The 15259-nt window shown below is 41.8% G+C and carries 16 protein-coding genes; 9 read left to right on the forward strand and 7 right to left on the reverse strand.

Going from position 1 to position 15259, the window contains the following annotated elements; translation table 11 throughout:
• Positions 1-47 precede the first annotated feature (47 nt).
• From fabF to HMPREF0833_RS09805, 6 genes are all read left to right on the forward strand, one after another.
• Entirely contained in the window at positions 48-1280 is a 1233-nt protein-coding gene (gene fabF, locus HMPREF0833_RS09780) for a beta-ketoacyl-ACP synthase II (RefSeq protein ID WP_003010454.1), read from the forward strand.
• Between the two features lie 3 nt (positions 1281-1283).
• On the forward strand, positions 1284-1772 hold the full coding sequence (gene accB / locus HMPREF0833_RS09785) for an acetyl-CoA carboxylase biotin carboxyl carrier protein (protein WP_013904719.1): 489 nt from the start codon (positions 1284-1286) through the stop codon (positions 1770-1772).
• On the forward strand, positions 1769-2194 hold the full coding sequence (gene fabZ / locus HMPREF0833_RS09790; protein ID WP_003004019.1) for a 3-hydroxyacyl-ACP dehydratase FabZ: 426 nt from the start codon (positions 1769-1771) through the stop codon (positions 2192-2194). The genes accB and fabZ overlap by 4 nt, the downstream gene beginning before the upstream one ends.
• A gap of 13 nt (positions 2195-2207) precedes the next feature.
• On the forward strand, positions 2208-3572 hold the full coding sequence (locus HMPREF0833_RS09795) for an acetyl-CoA carboxylase biotin carboxylase subunit (protein WP_003018446.1): 1365 nt from the start codon (positions 2208-2210) through the stop codon (positions 3570-3572).
• A gap of 102 nt (positions 3573-3674) precedes the next feature.
• Positions 3675-4541, forward strand: coding sequence for an acetyl-CoA carboxylase, carboxyltransferase subunit beta (accD, locus tag HMPREF0833_RS09800; protein ID WP_003018484.1), 867 nt, complete (start codon positions 3675-3677; stop codon positions 4539-4541).
• A complete protein-coding gene (locus tag HMPREF0833_RS09805; protein ID WP_041818456.1) occupies positions 4534-5304 on the forward strand; it encodes an acetyl-CoA carboxylase carboxyl transferase subunit alpha in 771 nt (256 codons plus the stop codon). The genes accD and HMPREF0833_RS09805 overlap by 8 nt, the downstream gene beginning before the upstream one ends.
• Positions 5305-5346: 42 nt before the next feature.
• Here the strand turns inward: HMPREF0833_RS09805 and serS are convergent, their stop codons facing one another.
• From serS to HMPREF0833_RS09840, 7 genes are all read right to left on the reverse strand, one after another.
• Entirely contained in the window at positions 5347-6624 is a 1278-nt protein-coding gene (serS, locus tag HMPREF0833_RS09810; RefSeq protein WP_041818457.1) for a serine--tRNA ligase, read from the reverse strand.
• 217 nt (positions 6625-6841) lie between these two features.
• On the reverse strand, positions 6842-7210 hold the full coding sequence (locus tag HMPREF0833_RS09815) for a DUF956 family protein (RefSeq protein ID WP_013904724.1): 369 nt from the start codon (positions 7208-7210) through the stop codon (positions 6842-6844).
• A 78-nt stretch (positions 7211-7288) separates the two neighbouring features.
• The gene (locus HMPREF0833_RS09820; RefSeq protein WP_013904725.1) at positions 7289-8239 is read right to left on the reverse strand and encodes a PTS system mannose/fructose/sorbose family transporter subunit IID; all 951 of its coding nucleotides are present in this window, start codon (positions 8237-8239) and stop codon (positions 7289-7291) included.
• Between the two features lie 18 nt (positions 8240-8257).
• The gene (locus HMPREF0833_RS09825; protein WP_013904726.1) at positions 8258-9061 is read right to left on the reverse strand and encodes a PTS mannose/fructose/sorbose transporter subunit IIC; all 804 of its coding nucleotides are present in this window, start codon (positions 9059-9061) and stop codon (positions 8258-8260) included.
• Positions 9062-9088: 27 nt separating this feature from the next.
• Complete coding sequence (locus HMPREF0833_RS09830) at positions 9089-10078, reverse strand: PTS sugar transporter subunit IIB (RefSeq protein WP_013904727.1); 990 nt, start codon at positions 10076-10078, stop codon at positions 9089-9091.
• A gap of 376 nt (positions 10079-10454) precedes the next feature.
• Complete coding sequence (adhP, locus tag HMPREF0833_RS09835; RefSeq protein ID WP_013904728.1) at positions 10455-11477, reverse strand: alcohol dehydrogenase AdhP; 1023 nt, start codon at positions 11475-11477, stop codon at positions 10455-10457.
• A 189-nt stretch (positions 11478-11666) separates the two neighbouring features.
• Complete coding sequence (locus HMPREF0833_RS09840; RefSeq protein ID WP_003018455.1) at positions 11667-12479, reverse strand: Cof-type HAD-IIB family hydrolase; 813 nt, start codon at positions 12477-12479, stop codon at positions 11667-11669.
• A 175-nt stretch (positions 12480-12654) separates the two neighbouring features.
• Between HMPREF0833_RS09840 and HMPREF0833_RS09845 the strand changes: the two genes are divergently transcribed.
• From HMPREF0833_RS09845 to HMPREF0833_RS09855, 3 genes are all read left to right on the forward strand, one after another.
• A complete protein-coding gene (locus tag HMPREF0833_RS09845) occupies positions 12655-14076 on the forward strand; it encodes an NCS2 family permease (protein ID WP_003018462.1) in 1422 nt (473 codons plus the stop codon).
• A 192-nt stretch (positions 14077-14268) separates the two neighbouring features.
• Positions 14269-14724, forward strand: coding sequence for a tRNA (adenosine(37)-N6)-threonylcarbamoyltransferase complex ATPase subunit type 1 TsaE (tsaE, locus tag HMPREF0833_RS09850; protein WP_003018467.1), 456 nt, complete (start codon positions 14269-14271; stop codon positions 14722-14724).
• Positions 14717-15247 carry a GNAT family N-acetyltransferase gene (locus tag HMPREF0833_RS09855; RefSeq protein WP_013904730.1) on the forward strand — a complete coding sequence of 177 codons (531 nt, stop codon included), beginning with the start codon at positions 14717-14719 and terminating at the stop codon, positions 15245-15247. The genes tsaE and HMPREF0833_RS09855 overlap by 8 nt, the downstream gene beginning before the upstream one ends.
• The last annotated feature ends 12 nt before the right edge of the window (positions 15248-15259 follow it).

Here is a 15259-nt window from a genome sequence, read left to right on the forward strand (position 1 = left end):
TCGAAAATCACTTACTTAAATATCCATCCGACAAAAGGAGAATATATATGTCTACAAATCGTGTTGTTGTTACAGGTTACGGTGTAACCTCACCAATCGGAAATACACCAGAGGAGTTCTGGAATAGCCTTCATGAAGGAAAAATTGGAATCAAGCCCATTACGAAATTTGATGCTTCCGAAATTCCAGTCTTTAATGCTGGTGAAATTCAAGATTTCCCATTCGATAAATATTTTGTGAAAAAAGATCAAAATCGTATGGATACGTACTCATTGTATGCAATCTATGCTGCGATGGAAGCTATTGAAAATTCAGGCTTGAATATGGAAGAAGAAGACCGCGATCGTGTAGGTGTGATTGTATCATCTGGTATCGGTGGTTTGCAAGAATTGGAAGACCAAATTATCCGGATGCATGAACGTGGGATGAAGAGAATCCAACCCATGTTTATTCCGAAAGCTCTTTCAAACATGGGTGCTGGAAACATCGCACTTAAGATTGGGGCTCAAGGGGTATGTAAATCCGTGACAACTGCTTGTGCTTCTGCCAATGATGCAATTGGTGAAGCTTTCCGTGAAATTAAATTTGGTATGCATGATGTTGTTTTGGCAGGTGGTGCTGAAGCTTCGATTACTAAGATTGGTATCGGTGGTTTCAATGCCCTTACGGCCCTTTCAACAACGGAAGACCCAGAACGTTCATCTATTCCATTTGACAAAGACCGTAATGGTTTTGTGATGGGGGAAGGTGCAGGGGTTCTTGTCATCGAAAGTTTGGAACATGCCCAAAAACGTGGTGCTAACATTTTGGCTGAGATTGTTGGTTATGGTTCAAACTGTGATGCCTACCATATGACAACACCGACACCAGATGGTTCAGGTGCGGCCAAAGCAATTAAATTAGCGATCAATGAAGCTGGTATTAAGCCTGAAGACGTCGATTATGTCAATGCTCATGGTACATCTACACCTGCCAATGAGAAAGGTGAAAGCGGAGCTATTGTTTCTGTACTTGGTAAAGAAGTTCCTGTATCATCTACTAAATCATTTACAGGACACTTGCTTGGTGCCGCTGGTGCAGTTGAAGCGATTGCTACCATCGAAGCGATTCGTCACAGCTTTGTACCAAAAACTGCTGGTACTAAAGAATTGTCTGACTATATCGAAGCAAACGTTGTTTATGGTGAAGGCCAAGAAGCGGATATTCAGTACGCTATCTCAAATACCTTTGGTTTTGGAGGACACAATGCTGTTCTGGCCTTTAAACGTTGGGAGGGTTAATTCATGAATATTTCTGAGATCAAAGATTTGTTGGCTCAATTTGATGCATCAACTTTGCGTGAATTCTCATATAAAAATAATGGCGAAGAATTGAATTTGAGTAAAAATCAAACGACTTCAGTTGCGACTACACCGGTAGCTCCTGCAGTTGAAGTGGTAGCAACACCTCAAACTCCTGTCGTAGCCCCTGTTGTTGAAGCACCAGCAACTCCAGCTGTAGTAGCTGAACCAGTTGCTGCTCCAGCTCAAGAGGCCGAAGGTGATGTCGTTGAAAGTCCATTGGTTGGGGTGGCTTACTTGTCACCAGCTCCGGATAAACCGGCCTTTGTATCTGTAGGAGATAAGGTCACTAAGGGTCAAACACTCTTGATTATCGAAGCCATGAAAGTGATGAATGAAGTCCCAGCACCTAAAGATGGGGTAGTCACTGAAATTTTGGTAATGAATGAAGAAATGGTTGAATTTGGAAAAGGATTGGTTCGAATCAAATGACAATTGATATTAATGCTATTCGTGAGGCTTTGCCGCATCGTTACCCAATGCTTTTGGTGGATCGCGTTTTAGAAACAAGCGAAGATACGATTGTTGCCATCAAAAACGTGACAATTAATGAACCGTTTTTTAATGGACATTTTCCACAATATCCTGTTATGCCAGGTGTTCTCATCATGGAAGCTTTGGCACAAACAGCAGGTGTACTAGAGTTGTCAAAACCTGAAAATAAAGGGAAATTAGTCTTTTATGCAGGGATGGACAAGGTGAAGTTTAAAAAACAAGTCGTTCCAGGAGATCAACTGGTGATGACAGCTACTTTTGTCAAACGTCGTGGAACAATTGCTGTTGTTGAAGCGAAAGCAGAGGTAGACGGTAAGCTTGCAGCTTCAGGAACACTTACTTTTGCAATTGGAAATTAAGAAAGGCCTATCTATGTTTCGTAAGATCTTAATCGCCAATCGTGGTGAGATTGCAGTACGCATTATTCGTGCGGCTCGTGAACTTGGCATCGAGACGGTTGCGGTGTATTCTACTGCTGATAAAGAAGCCTTGCATACCTTACTAGCGGATGAGGCAGTCTGTATTGGACCAGCTAAATCAACAGAATCTTATTTGAATATGAGTGCTGTCTTGTCTGCAGCTGTTTTAACAGGTGCAGAAGCTATTCACCCTGGTTTTGGATTTTTAAGTGAAAACTCAAAATTTGCAACCATGTGTGAGGAAGTTGGTATTAAATTTATCGGCCCTTCTGCTAAAGTCATGGATATGATGGGGGATAAGATTAATGCTCGTAAACAGATGATCAAAGCAGGAGTACCTGTTATTCCTGGATCAGATGGTGAAGTTTATACAGCTGAAGAAGCCCTCGAAATTGCAGAGCGCATTGGTTACCCTGTGATGTTGAAAGCATCTGCAGGAGGCGGTGGTAAAGGAATTCGGAAGGTTGAAAAACCAGAAGATTTGGTTGCTGCTTTTGAATCTGCTTCCTCAGAAGCTCAAGCTGCTTTTGGTAATGGTGCCATGTATATGGAGCGGGTGATTTATCCGGCACGCCACATTGAAGTACAGATTTTAGCGGATCAGCATGGACATGTCATTCACTTAGGTGAACGCGATTGTTCTCTCCAACGGAACAATCAAAAAGTTCTAGAAGAATCCCCTTCAATTGCTATCGGAAAAACTCTTCGTAATCGTATTGGTTCTGCAGCTGTTCGTGCAGCTGAGTCAGTTGGTTACGAGAATGCTGGAACGATTGAATTCTTGTATGATGAAGGCAAGGGTGAGTTCTACTTTATGGAAATGAATACTCGAGTGCAAGTAGAGCATCCTGTCACAGAATTTGTAACAGGAGTTGATATCGTTAAGGAACAGATTAAAATCGCAGCTGGCCAAGAATTATCCGTTACTCAAGAGGATATTGTCATTAAAGGCCATGCGATTGAATGCCGGATTAATGCGGAAAATCCTTCCTTTAACTTTGCACCAAGCCCAGGTAAGATTACTAATCTCTATCTTCCAAGTGGTGGGGTTGGCCTGCGTGTGGATTCTGCTGTGTATCCTGGTTATACGATTCCACCATACTATGATAGTATGATTGCTAAGATCATTGTCCATGGGGAAAATCGCTTTGATGCACTGATGAAAATGCAGCGAGCTCTTTATGAGTTGGAAATCGATGGTGTCACAACCAATAGTAGTTTCCAGTTGGATTTGATCTCAGATTCGCATGTGATCGCTGGTGATTATGACACTGCATTTTTGATGGAACAATTCCTTCCAAATTATAATAAGGAATGATGAAAAGCCTGGACTTGTGAGGGAAGTATGAACATCATCCTCACAGTTTCAGGCTTTTATAGTAATGCTACAGATGCTGTAGCATATTATAAGGAGTTAGTAATGGCATTATTTTCTAAAAAAGATAAATATATTCGGATCAATCCGAATAGGTCAGCCTGGAAAGAACCTCAGCCAAAACCTGAAGTTCCTGATGAGCTATTTTCACAATGTCCAGGTTGTAAACATACCATTTACCAAAAGGATTTAGGTAGTGAACGGGTATGCCCAAACTGTGGCTATACCTTCCGTATTTCTGCTAAAGAACGCTTGGCGCTTACAGTGGATCCAGCTAGCTTTGAAGAAATGTTTACTGGAATCGAAACGACAGATCCCTTGAATTTTCCCAATTATAAGAAGAAACTAGCAGCAGTACGAGAAATGACAGGACTGGATGAAGCTGTACTGACAGGAACTGCATTGATTAAAGGGCAAAAAGTTGCGCTTGGGATCATGGATTCTAACTTTATCATGGCCTCAATGGGTTCTGTAGTAGGTGAAAAAATTACACGATTGTTTGAATTTGCGACAAATGAAAAATTGCCAGTCGTTCTCTTTACTGCTTCTGGTGGTGCTCGGATGCAAGAAGGAATCGTGAGTTTGATGCAAATGGCAAAAATTTCTGCGGCTGTTCAACGTCATTCTAAAGAAAAATTATTCTATTTGACGGTATTGACAGATCCGACAACCGGTGGGGTAACGGCTTCATTTGCTATGGAAGGTGATATTATCATGGCAGAGAGTCAGGCCTTGGTTGGTTTTGCCGGTCGGCGCGTGATCGAATCAACTGTGCGTGAAAAATTGCCAGATGATTTCCAAAAAGCAGAATTTCTGCAAGAACATGGATTTGTAGACTTGATCGTGGAGAGAAGCCAAATCCGAGCAACGGTTGGACAATTATTGGCCCTTCATGGAGGTAAACATGAGTAAAATAACACAGATTATTAAAGAGGCACGTGACCAAGGAAGATTGACTGCGCTTGATTTTGCTCAAGGAATTTTTGATGATTTTATCGAATTACATGGAGATCGAAACTTCCGTGATGATGGTGCTGTGATTGGTGGGATTGGACGCTTAGGCGATCAAACGGTTACAGTCGTTGGAATCCAAAAAGGAAAAAATCTTCAAGATAATCTAAAACGTAATTTTGGGCAACCACATCCAGAAGGCTATCGAAAAGCTTTGCGCCTCATGAAGCAAGCAGAGAAATTTGGTCGTCCAGTTGTGACCTTTATCAATACAGCGGGTGCTTATCCTGGTGTTGGTGCTGAAGAACGAGGACAAGGTGAAGCCATTGCCCGTAACCTCATGGAAATGAGTGATTTAAAAGTTCCAATTATTGCGATGATCATCGGAGAAGGTGGCTCTGGTGGTGCCTTGGCTCTTGCTGTAGCAGATAAGGTCTGGATGCTTGAGAACTCCATCTATGCAGTCTTGAGTCCAGAAGGTTTTGCCTCTATTCTTTGGAAAGATGGAAGTCGTGCCATGGAAGCAGCAGAGTTGATGAAGATTACTTCTCACGAATTGTTAAATATGGAAATTGTCGATAAGGTAATTCCCGAGCATGGATTTTCAAATGGAGAACTACTGGCTCAAGTGAAGAAGGAATTACAGGAAGAGTTAAAGGTTTTACAAGCCTTACCTCTCGAAGAGCTTCTGGAGCAACGCTACCAACGTTTTCGTAAATATTAAAAAACTGAGCTTGCAATTTGCAAGACTCAGTTTTTTTAAACTTTATTTTGGTGCGATGACTTCTGCGCCACCCATGTATGGGCGAAGGACTTCTGGAATGGTCACAGAACCGTCTTCGTTTTGGTAGTTTTCAAGAATAGCAGCGACGGTACGTCCGACTGCCAATCCAGAACCGTTCAAAGTGTGAAGGAGTTTTACCTTGCCATCTGCTTCATCACGGTAGCGGATTTGCGCACGGCGAGCTTGGAAATCTTCTGTATTAGAACAGCTTGAGATTTCACGGTAGGTGTTTTGCGCTGGGATCCATACTTCCAAGTCATAAGTCTTGGCAGCTGAGAAGCCCATGTCTCCAGTTGAGAGAGCTACCACTCGGTATGGAAGGTTCAATTTTTGAAGGATATTTTCAGCATTGACAACCATTTTTTCCAATTCATCATATGATTCTTCTGGTTTGGAAAATTTCACCATTTCAACCTTATGGAATTGGTGCAAACGGATCAATCCACGAGTATCACGACCGGCTGAACCAGCTTCTGAACGGAAAGATGGACTCATAGCAGTGAAGTAGATTGGAAGATCTTTCCCATCAAGAATTTCATCGCGGTAGTAGTTTGTCAAAGGAACTTCGGCTGTTGGAATGAGGACATAATTGGTATCGCTAAGTTCAAAAGTATCTTCCTTGAATTTTGGATACTGACCAGTACCAAACATAGAATCATGGTTGACCATGTAAGGAGGGATGACTTCAGTGTAGCCTTCCTTACCATGTTCGTCCAACATGAAGTTGTAGATGGCACGTTCTAAGCGAGCTCCAAGTCCTTTGTAGAAGAGGAAACGAGCACCAGTAACTTTAGCCCCGCGTTCCCAGTCAAGGATATCAAGGTCTTCGCCTAAATCCCAGTGAGCTTTTGGTTCAAAGCCAAATTCGCGAGGTGTTCCCCAACGGCGAACCTCAACGTTGTCATCCTCATCTGCTCCAACAGGAACACTGTCAGCGGGGATGTTTGGAAGGGTAGTGGTGAATTCAGTCAATTTCGCATCGATTTCAGCTAATTCTGTATCTAATGCTTTGACTTCAGCAGAGAGGGTTTGCATGGCAGCAATCTTATCATCTGCATTTTCCTTGTTACGCTTTGCTTGAGCGATTTCAGCAGATACGGTGTTGCGCTCTGCTTTGAGATTTTCTACTTTGACTAAGATGTCTCGACGTTTGGCATCGATTTCTTTCATTTCATTCAAAATAGCCGCATCTACTCCACGTGTTGCCAATTTTTTAGCAACTGTATCAAATTCTGTACGAATCCGTTTAATATCTAACATAGCTTCTCCTTTAACAAAAAACACACCTGTTACAGTGTTGGAGTGGCAGAGCCACGGTTCCATCCAACTTCACAGGTGTGCACTTGATTCAATATTGTATTTTAACTAAACGGTAGAATTTCAATTAAGATTTCTATCTGCTCGCAGCAACCGCAGACTTTCTGAAAGAGCATCTTAACTTACTTATCCGTTTGCGTCTATTATACAAGAAAAGATCCTATTTTGCAAATAGATTTTTAATTTTAGCCGTGATGGTTTGGATCAATGTAGGAAGTTTGACAATTTTATCATTTCCTAGATGTTCCCGAGCAATCTTTAAAATTTTTCCAGAGTCTTTTGAAGCAAAGAGAAATTTTGATTCTCTGGTATAGATTTCAAAATGGCGGCTAATTTTACGTCCGGATACATTGGCTCCGATTTGGTCGATTTCTTGCCAGGGAATTTGGATGTAGTCTTCAACATTAGCATCCGCATAAAATTCAAAAGCGGCATTCCCAACTAGGATTTTTCCAACCTTTCCCCCCACTCCAAGGTAAGAAACCCCTGTAGTATGGAATTCAACTGTTTTATTCAAAGATTGAGCCATGAGATCCTCCTGTATTGTTATTCATTCTATTATATCATAATAAAAAGAAGGCCGAAACCTTCTTTTCTTGCTCTTTGATTACATCAAGCCCGCAACGTGTGCTAATACACCGATTACAAAGAGGGCGATAATGATAGTGATAGGAGACACTTTTTTCTTCAACAACCACATGCAGGCAAAAGTAAGAAGCAATCCCATCAATCCAGGAATCAATGAATCTAAGTTTTGTTGGAAAGTCGTAACTTTTTCAGGTGTTTGAGATAGGCCTGAACCAACTTGATTAAATGCTGATTGAATACCGTTGTTAACGGATTCTTGGACGTCTTTTAAGTTTCCTGCTTTAGAGAGATCGACTAGTTTATCCCAATGGATAAAGGCTTTGTCGTCTAATTTGACAGAAGAAACATTGAAGACGAATTTAATGGATACCCAACGTTCTACCAAGACAGCAAGGATGAACATCCCGAGGATAGAAGCTCCTTTAGTGATGTCTTGCAAGATCCCACCAGACATATCTTTGGTAATTTCAGAACCTGCTTTGTAGCCAAGTTCTTGCGTGTACCACAAGAAGGCCATACGAATCGCATTCCATGCGATAAAGAAGATGAGTGGACCAAGGATATTACCAGACGCAGCCAGTGATGCACCAAGGGCACCAAGGATAGGACGTACTGTAAACCAGAAGACTGGATCTCCGATACCCGCCAAAGGACCCATCATACCAATTTTAACCCCTTGGATAGCTGCATCATCGATCGCAGCACCGTTTGCTCTTTCTTCTTCAAGAGCAAGTGTTACCCCGATGATAGGAGCAGCAACGTATGGGTGAGTGTTAAAGAATTCCATGTGACGTTCAAGAGCAGCCGCTTGGTCTTCTTTCTTCGTGTAGAGTTTTTTGATAGCTGGGATCAATGAGTAAGCCCAACCCAAGTTTTGCATCCGTTCATAGTTCCAAGAACCTTGCAAGAAGGTTGAACGCCACCAAACTTTTTGACGATCTGATTTAGATAATTGTAATTTTTCAGTCATGATAGTGTCACACCTTTCTTAATAGTCTTCGAGAATGTCGCCGATTGGATCGTTAGAAGTAGCGGCTCCGCCACCTCCATTGCCACCTTTCTTAGAAAGAGTAAGGTAGATCAAGGCAAGGGCAACACCAATCGCTCCAAGAGCGATCAAAGTTAATTGGCTAACAGCTGCAAGTGCAAAACCGATGGCAAAGAATGGCCATACTTCACGGCTAGCCATCATGTTGATAACCATGGCATAACCAACGGCTACAACCATACCACCACCGATTTGCATTCCATCAGCGAGCCATTTAGGCATTGCTTCAAGAGCAGTTTTGACAGTTTCAGCAGGAATCATCAACAAAAGGGCTGCAGGAATAGCGATACGAAGACCTTGAAGAAGAAGAGCCACAAAATGAGCGCGTTCTACACCTTTGATATCACCTTTTTTAGCAGCAGCATCGGCAGTGTGGACCAAACCAACGGAAAGGGTACGGACGATCATTGTCAAGAAAAGACCAGCAACTGCAAGTGGAATAGCGACACCTTGAGCGACAGCGATTCCTTTTGCACTGAAGTCTCCCCCAAGTACCATGATGATGGCAGCAGCGACAGATGCAAGGGCAGCATCGGGTGCAACTGCGGCACCAATGTTTGCCCAGCCAAGTGCAATAAATTGAAGTGAACCACCAAGCATAATGCCAGCAGTCAAATTACCTGTTACCAAACCGATTAAGGTACAAGCAACAAGGGGTTGGTGGAATTGGAATTGGTCAAGGATACCTTCAAGACCTGCTAAGAAGGCAACAACGACCACTAATACCATAGAAATAATAGACATGTTTAAAATCCTTTCGTAAGTAATCGATTATTGAACGTTAGCTTTGTTAATTAAGTCAAACAAATCTTTCTTAGAGTCATTTGGCACTTTACGGACGTCAAATTCTACTCCAAGATCACGCATTTTTTCAAATGTAGCTACGTCATCTTTATCCATTGACAACACATTGTTAACCATGGTTTTACCAGTTGAGTGGGCCATTGAACCAACGTTCAGGGTTTTAATCGGAACACCACCTTCGATGGCGCGAAGAGCATCTTGAGGTGTTTCAAATAAGATCAAAGCATGGGGATTTCCAAAACGTGGATCTTTTGCAACGTCGATCAATTTTTGAATTGGGACAACGTTTGCTTTCACACCATTTGGTGCCGCTTGTTTGATCAATTCCTTACGGAGTTCATCTTTGGCAACAGAATCTGAAGCAACAATGATCCGATCGGCTTTTGAATCAGGTGTCCAAGCAGTTGCAACTTGTCCATGAAGAAGACGTGTATCTAAGCGGGCAAGGTTAATCTTGAGTTTTCCATCTCCGATAACTGTTCCTTCTGGAATAGCAGCTTGGGCTACAGGAGCAGCAGCGGCTGTACTAGCTTCTTCAACAGGATTCAATTCTTCTGGAAGAGCTTTGACACCGTCTTTTGCTTCCTTGATGATGTTTGCAGCGACTTGATCAACGCCGGCATTTGCATCCATCAAACGCTCTGTATAAGCTTGAATCAACATCGGAAGGTTCAATCCTGTGATGATCGCAAATTTACGATCTGGATTTTCTCCCATGACGCGACTTGCTTGGTTAAATGGAGAACCACTCCAAAGGTCAGCCAAAACCAAGACTTCATCTTCTGCATCAAATGCGGCAACAGCTGCATTAAATTTAGCATAGAGATCATCCGGGCCTTCACTTGGCATGAACGTAACCACTTGAACTTTCTCTTGATCCCCAAAGATCATCGAGCCGGATTGGTGGATTCCAGCTGCAAATTCACCGTGGCTAGCAATAATGATACCAATACTCATTATTGACATTCCTCCTTATAAAATTTGTTTGACTTTCAGTTTAAGAAAACTTTAAGCTACTTTATTATAAATCGTTTTCACACTTAAGTCAATTTTTCTATCAAAATCTCGATATAAAAATATTAACTTGTTATATTGAGTTATCGTTAGATAAAAATTGAATGCTATTGAATGGTTCTCGTTTATTAGTTGATGATGGCAGAAGAAATATATGATAGATGGGTTTCATAGGATTTGAATTTCAATAAAAAGATTCCAACAATCGATCTATATCTCCAAAAATAAAAAATAAATATATAATAAATTGTAAAATAGAGTGATTGAGAGCACTCAAAAAAGACTAGCCCAGTTGGGCTAGTCCTGTAGGTTCAGTTGTTTAGTTTGTAAAGTCAAGTACCATACGTCCTTGAATGGTTCCAGCTTCCATTTCATCAAAGACTTTGACAGCATCTTCTACTGGACGTTTTTGAACGACAGGGACTACCAAGCCTTCTGCACCAAATTGGAAAGCTTCTTCCAAGTCTTTACGAGTTCCTACAAGAGAACCAATGACTTGGATACCATCTAATACAGTTTTCACAATGCTGAGGTCCATCATTTCAGAAGGAAGACCAACTGCGACAACGCGGCCACCTGCACGAACAGAATCTACTGCTTGGTTGAAAGCTACTTTAGAAACAGCTGTTACGACAGCAGAGTGAGCTCCACCATTTGTTTTTTCTTTGATCAATCCTGGGACATCTTCAACTTCGCGACCGTTGATGACAAAGTCTGCACCAATTTCTTTCGCCAATTCTAGTTTATCATTGTTGATATCGACAGCGATGACATGTGCGTTGAAGACTTTCTTAGCATATTGAACACCCAAGTTTCCTAGTCCACCAGCTCCATAGATAACGATCCATTGTCCTGGTTCAGCTTTGGCTTCTTTGATGGCTTTGTAAGTTGTAACACCTGCACACGTAATAGAAGAAGCTTGGGCAGGATCTAATCCTTCAGGTACTTTCACTGCATAATCTGCAGTAACGATACATTGTTCAGCCATTCCTCCATCAACAGAGTAACCAGCATTTTTAACAGTCCGACAAAGAGTCTCGCGACCAGTTGTACAGTATTCACAAGTTCCACATCCTTCGAAGAACCAAGCAACACTGACACGGTCACCAACTTTAAGGCTCTTAACATCTGGAGCAACTTCTTTAACAATACCGATTCCTTCGTGTCCAAGAACACGGCCTGGAACTTTACCGAAGTCTCCATGTGCGACGTGCAAGTCAGTGTGGCAGACACCACAGTATTCGATTTGAACAAGAGCTTCCCCTGTTTCAAGTGGTCGCATTTCTTTGTTCGCAACAATTTCAACACCGGTACCTTCTGGATTTACAACAACAGCTTTCATTTTGTTCCTCCTTAAGTGAACGAGAAGCGGTTTAGAATTTTTGAAAGCGCTTCTTTAATAACTATGTTAATAATATCACAAACTTATCTATTGAACAATAAAAAAATGGGAAAAAAGGGAGGTATTGATTAACCGATTAAGGATTTAGGGGACAAAAAGACATGAGGGCGTAACTCATGTCTGTTAATATTATAAGAATAATTGTATTAATTGGCGCGCGACACCATCTTCATTATTCGTGAAATCAGTGATGGAGTCTGCATAGGGGAGAAGGACGGAGCTGGCATTTTTCATAGCGTATCCATGACCGGCTAGAGCTAGCATGTCGGTATCGTTGTGCTCGTCTCCAAAGGCAATCAAATCCTTCTGATCCATATTGAGTTTATCCAGAAGGTAGGTCAGAGCAGAAGCTTTGGTCACATTTTTTGGATTGCATTCCAGAATATTTAAGGGACCACCCCAAGTATTGATAGACAGATTGTAGTCATAATGCCGATTCATTTCATCTGCCAGAGCATATTTGTCTTCCGCTTTCGTTTGAAAGAGAATACAGTTTGGGTCGCTCGTTACCCGTTCGGGGTTGAATTGATTTTCTGGTTGGAAAGATTCAATACCGAATAGTTTAGGGTCTGCAACGTGCTCATTTGGATCGGTAATAAAGAATTTATTGCGGTATTCGCCAGCGATAAAGTCTGCCTGGATGGTATCCCGGTTGGCGACCATATCTAGCAGGTATTTTTTATCTAAAGTCAAGCATTGTTCATCCACCCATTTTTTCTCTGGGAGATGCGTTAGGGAGCCATTAAAATTGATCATCGGGGTATCTAGCTCCAATTGTTTGTAATAGGTATGTGCCATGCGGTAGGGACGACCTGTCGTAATAATGATTTTATGGCCAAGGGAACTAATCTTTTTAATCGTATCAATGGTAAAGTCGCTCAATTTGCTTTCGGAATTCAAGAGAGTTCCGTCTAGATCTAGAGCGATCATTTTTTTGTGCATATTTTGGTTCCTTTCGAGGAGAATGAGACCATTATATCAGAAAAATCGGAAAACCGCTTAAAAATAGAGAAGAGAAGCGGGATTTCTTGAAAGGCGAAAGATCTTTTGGTAGAATAGATATAACGTTCGCAAATTGATTGGGAGCGAGAATGATAAAAAAGGAGTTTATTCTGAAATGGATAAGTTTTTCAAACTTTCAGAACATGGAACCACTGTTCGGACAGAGGTTCTTGCTGGTTTGACAACCTTTTTTGCGATGAGTTATATCCTCTTCGTAAACCCTCAAATGTTGTCACAAACAGGTATGCCAGCTCAAGGGGTCTTCCTTGCAACGATTATTGGATCCGTTGTCGGGACCTTGATGATGGCTTTTTATGCCAATTTACCTTATGCACAAGCACCAGGAATGGGCTTAAACGCTTTCTTTACCTTTACCGTTGTATTTGGTATGGGCTACTCATGGCAGGAAGCTTTGGGAATGGTCTTCATTTGTGGTGTGATTTCATTAATTATCACATTGACAAATGTTCGGAAGATGATCATCGAATCGATTCCGACCGCTCTTCGCTCTGCTATTTCAGCGGGGATCGGGATTTTCTTGGCCTATGTTGGAATTAAGAATGCAGGATTTTTGAAATTCACGATTGACCCTCATACCTATACAGTGGTCGGAGAAGGAGCAGATAAGGGGAATGCAACGATCTCAGCCAATGCATCTGCTGTTCCAGGCTTGGTTGATTTTAACAATCCAGCTGTCCTCTTGGCTCTTGTTGGTCTTGCGATTACCATCTTCTTTGTTGTCAAAGGGATTAAGGGAGGCATTATCCTTTCTATCTTAGTGACGACTGTGCTTGGAATTCTCATCCATGTGGTTGATATCACTAAAATTGACTTTGCAAGTAACCATCTAGGAGCTGCCTTTAATGATTTGGGCACGATCTTTGGTCAAGCTTTGGGTTCGAAAGGATTGGGTTCGTTGATTTCAAATACCTCTCGTTTACCTGAGACCTTAATGGCCATCTTAGCCTTCTCCTTGACTGATATTTTTGATACAATTGGAACTTTAATCGGTACGGGTGAAAAAGTTGGGATTGTTGCGACAAATGGGGAAAACCATCAATCAGCGAAATTAGATAAGGCCCTCTATTCAGACCTAGTAGCGACTTCAGTCGGAGCCATTGCAGGAACTTCAAATGTAACGACTTATGTCGAATCTGCAGCCGGTATTGGAGCTGGTGGACGAACTGGTCTGACAGCCTTGGTTGTAGCGATCTGTTTTGCTATTTCAAGTCTCTTTAGCCCTTTGTTAGCGATTGTACCGACCGCTGCAACAGCACCAATTTTGATTGTTGTTGGGATCATGATGTTGAGTGGCTTGAAAAATATCCATTGGGAAGATATGTCAGAAGCAGTTCCTGCTTTCTTCACCTCTATCTTTATGGGCTTCAGCTACTCGATTACACAAGGGATCGCTGCTGGATTTATCACCTATAGCTTGGTGAAAGTGGTTAAAGGAGAAGCTAAAGAAGTGCACAGCATGATTTGGATTTTAGATGTTCTCTTTATTTTAAACTACGTTAGCATGGCCTTGAATTAGTTTTCAGGGAAATATTCAAAAAGGAATGGGGTGACTCCCATTCTTTTTTGGAAGGATAAACAAAGTGTTCAAACAGGAGTTTATGGGAGAAACTTGCTTTTTTCCCCTAGGATTCCCCATCACAAGAGGTCTTTACTCGAACATTTTTTAAAAGAAAGAGCAGAATTTAAAAAAGTTTGATATAATAGAGGAATGATTAGTCACAATGAAATGGAGCTGATCGCTCTAGGAAAACAGCTAGGAAAACTCTTAGAAAAGCAAGACGTAATCATCTTATCAGGTGATCTAGGGGCAGGGAAAACGACCTTTACAAAGGGAATTGCAAAGGGGTTAGGGATTGATCAGATGATTAAAAGCCCGACCTATACCATTGTTCGTGAATACGAAGGCCGCTTGCCTTTATACCATTTGGATGTTTACCGGATTGGGAATGATCCAGATTCTATTGATTTAGATGATTTTCTATTTGGAGATGGTGCTACCATTATTGAATGGGGAGAGCTGATTGAGCCGAGTCTCTCGGATGCTTATCTAAAAATTTTTATCCGAAAATTGGAAGAGGGGCGAGAGTTAGCTTTTGAAGCTCATGGAGCGCGTGCAGAGACTTTACTAACATCCTTTGAGCAGGTGGGAAAAACGGATGACTAAGGAAAAGGAAGTGACATTAGAAATTCGGCAAGCTGAAAGTGCAGACGCGGCTCTTGTCGTTGATTTCTTAAATCGAGTCGGGAAAGAGTCAGATTACATGACGCTAGATGAAGCGGGGATTGGCATGTCTCCAGCAGATATGGAGCATTTTCTAACGGTGCAAGAGATGGCGGATAACCGGATTTGCCTCTTGCTATTTCTAGATCAGGAACTGGCGGCTTTGTTAAATATCACTGCAGCTTCTCAACGGTCCATTCAGCATATTGGTGATGTCTTTATTGTGGTTCAAAAAGCTTATTGGAATCAAGGACTTGGACAGATCTTACTGGAAGAAGGGCTTGAGTGGGCACACTCGACTGGTCTTCTTCGCAAACTAGTCTTGAATGTCCAAGTACGTAATGAACGGGCGATTCACCTGTATAAAAAATTAGGTTTTGAAATCGAAGGTTGCCAAGCTCGTGGAGCTTGTTCAGCTGAAGGAGAATTCTTAGATGTTTACCTTATGGGGAAACTGATAGATTAGAGAGAGATTCTA

The organism is Streptococcus parasanguinis ATCC 15912, from assembly GCF_000164675.2.
GTDB lineage: Bacteria > Bacillota > Bacilli > Lactobacillales > Streptococcaceae > Streptococcus > Streptococcus parasanguinis.

Bases quoted from the DNA above. Each gene is read 5' to 3' on its own strand.
- serS (WP_041818457.1), bottom strand. From the start codon at position 6,624: ATGTTAGATATTAAACGGATTCGTACAGAATTTGATACAGTTGCTAAA.
- adhP (WP_013904728.1), bottom strand. From the start codon at position 11,477: ATGAAAGCTGTTGTTGTAAATCCAGAAGGTACCGGTGTTGAAATTGTT.
- fabZ (WP_003004019.1), top strand. From the start codon at position 1,769: ATGACAATTGATATTAATGCTATTCGTGAGGCTTTGCCGCATCGTTAC.
- HMPREF0833_RS09825 (WP_013904726.1), bottom strand. From the start codon at position 9,061: ATGTCTATTATTTCTATGGTATTAGTGGTCGTTGTTGCCTTCTTAGCA.
- fabF (WP_003010454.1), top strand. From the start codon at position 48: ATGTCTACAAATCGTGTTGTTGTTACAGGTTACGGTGTAACCTCACCA.
- HMPREF0833_RS09855 (WP_013904730.1), top strand. From the start codon at position 14,717: ATGACTAAGGAAAAGGAAGTGACATTAGAAATTCGGCAAGCTGAAAGT.
- HMPREF0833_RS09840 (WP_003018455.1), bottom strand. From the start codon at position 12,479: ATGCACAAAAAAATGATCGCTCTAGATCTAGACGGAACTCTCTTGAAT.
- HMPREF0833_RS09795 (WP_003018446.1), top strand. From the start codon at position 2,208: ATGTTTCGTAAGATCTTAATCGCCAATCGTGGTGAGATTGCAGTACGC.
- HMPREF0833_RS09805 (WP_041818456.1), top strand. From the start codon at position 4,534: ATGAGTAAAATAACACAGATTATTAAAGAGGCACGTGACCAAGGAAGA.
- tsaE (WP_003018467.1), top strand. From the start codon at position 14,269: ATGATTAGTCACAATGAAATGGAGCTGATCGCTCTAGGAAAACAGCTA.
- HMPREF0833_RS09820 (WP_013904725.1), bottom strand. From the start codon at position 8,239: ATGACTGAAAAATTACAATTATCTAAATCAGATCGTCAAAAAGTTTGG.
- accB (WP_013904719.1), top strand. From the start codon at position 1,284: ATGAATATTTCTGAGATCAAAGATTTGTTGGCTCAATTTGATGCATCA.
- HMPREF0833_RS09845 (WP_003018462.1), top strand. From the start codon at position 12,655: ATGGATAAGTTTTTCAAACTTTCAGAACATGGAACCACTGTTCGGACA.
- accD (WP_003018484.1), top strand. From the start codon at position 3,675: ATGGCATTATTTTCTAAAAAAGATAAATATATTCGGATCAATCCGAAT.
- HMPREF0833_RS09830 (WP_013904727.1), bottom strand. From the start codon at position 10,078: ATGAGTATTGGTATCATTATTGCTAGCCACGGTGAATTTGCAGCTGGA.
- HMPREF0833_RS09815 (WP_013904724.1), bottom strand. From the start codon at position 7,210: ATGGCTCAATCTTTGAATAAAACAGTTGAATTCCATACTACAGGGGTT.